The organism is Streptomyces sp. TRM68416 (genome assembly GCF_014596915.1).
In the GTDB taxonomy this organism is placed as follows: Bacteria; Actinomycetota; Actinomycetes; order Streptomycetales; family Streptomycetaceae; genus Streptomyces.
Genome location: NZ_JACVWU010000066.1, coordinates 1 through 1,509 on the forward strand (window position 1 = coordinate 1; position 1,509 = coordinate 1,509).

Below are 1,509 nucleotides of genomic sequence, written 5' to 3' on the forward strand. Positions count from 1 at the left end.
GGACGACCGTCCGCTGAGCGCGATCACGCCGGAGCAGTTGGAGCGGGTCCTGCAGTCCAAGGCGCAGTCCGTGCGGAATCTGCACGAGCTGACGCTGAACCACGACCTGGCCGCGTTCGTCCTGTACTCGTCGTTCGGCAGCCTGCTGCCCAATGTGGGCCAGGGCGCCTACGCGGCGGCCAACGCCTATCTGGACGCGTTCGCCGAGTACCGCAGGTCCCTGGGCCTGCCGGCGACGTCGATCGCCTGGGGTGCATGGGCCGGCGGCGGCATGGCCGAGGAGGAGAGCTTCCAGGAGTGGATCGCGCTCGGCGGCATGGATCTGATAACGCCTCACCTCGGCGTCGTCGCGCTCCAGCAGGCTCTGGACAACGGCGACACCACGGTCGCGATCGCCAACGTGGACTGGAACCGTGTCGCCGAACGGTCCGTTGCCGCACGGCCGTATCCGCTGATTTCGGAGCTGATCGACCCGATCAGCCATGACGCCGGTGCCTTCGGTGAGGACGGCCCCGACCCGCTGGAACGGCTCGCAGCGCTGTCCGCGCCACAGCGCCGCGAGGAACTGATTGACATCGTCTCCGCTGAACTGGCCACCGTGCTCGGCCACTCGGGGGCGCAGACCCTGGACGCCGGTCAGGCCTTCAAGGAGCTCGGCATCGACTCGGTGACCGCCATCGAGCTGCGCAACCGCATCAGCCGGTCGACCGGCGTCCGGTTCTCACCGATCGCCGTGTTCGACCACCCCAACGCCGAGGCCCTGGCCGAGTACTTGAGCAGTCTCGTGCCCGCAGCGGACGCCGACGGCGTGGCGGAGGCCGCAACACCCGACCCCGGCGACGAAGAAGAGCCGAGCAGGATCGACTCGCTGGCGATCGAGGATCTCGTACGCCTGGCTCGCGGCGAGTCGTAGGCCCCGTCGTCGAATTCCCGTCGTCCTCTTGCACTGACGCCCACCTGCTAGAGCGGAGCCCCAGCATGACCACGTCGAACCAGGAAATCATCGAGGCGCTGCGAGCCTCGCTCAAGGAGACCGAGCGGCTGCAGCGCGAGACCGAGCGACTGACCGCCATCATCCAGGAGCCGATCGCCGTGGTCGGGATGGCCTGCCGCCTGCCGGGCGGGGTGCGGTCCCCGGAGGAGTTGTGGGACCTGGTCGCGGCGGGCGTCGACGCCACCTCCGAGCTGCCCACCGACCGCGACTGGCCGGAGAACCTGTACGACCCCGACCCGGACAGCCAGGGCAAGTCCTATGTCCGGCGCGGCGGCTTCATGGACGATGTGGCGGGCTTCGACGCGGAGTTCTTCGGGATCTCTCCGCGTGAGGCGCTGGCGATGGACCCGCAGCAGCGTCTGCTGCTGGAGGCGTCCTGGGAGGCTCTGGAGCGTGCGGGGATGAACCCGCAGGCTCTCAAGGGCAGTTCGACGGGTGTGTTCGTCGGTGCCTCCACCTCGGCCTACATCCCCGACATGGACAACCCGCCGGAGAACGTCGAGGGTTACACGCTC

The 1,509-nt window shown here is 68.8% G+C and carries 2 protein-coding genes; both read left to right on the plus strand.

Annotated elements, in window-relative coordinates:
- On the plus strand, positions 1-913 hold a 913-nt coding region (locus tag ICC28_RS39905), incomplete at its 5' end, for a beta-ketoacyl reductase (protein ID WP_188293775.1).
- Between the two features lie 65 nt (positions 914-978).
- The coding region (locus ICC28_RS39910; RefSeq protein ID WP_188293776.1) for a beta-ketoacyl synthase N-terminal-like domain-containing protein at positions 979-1,509 on the plus strand (531 nt) is incomplete at its 3' end.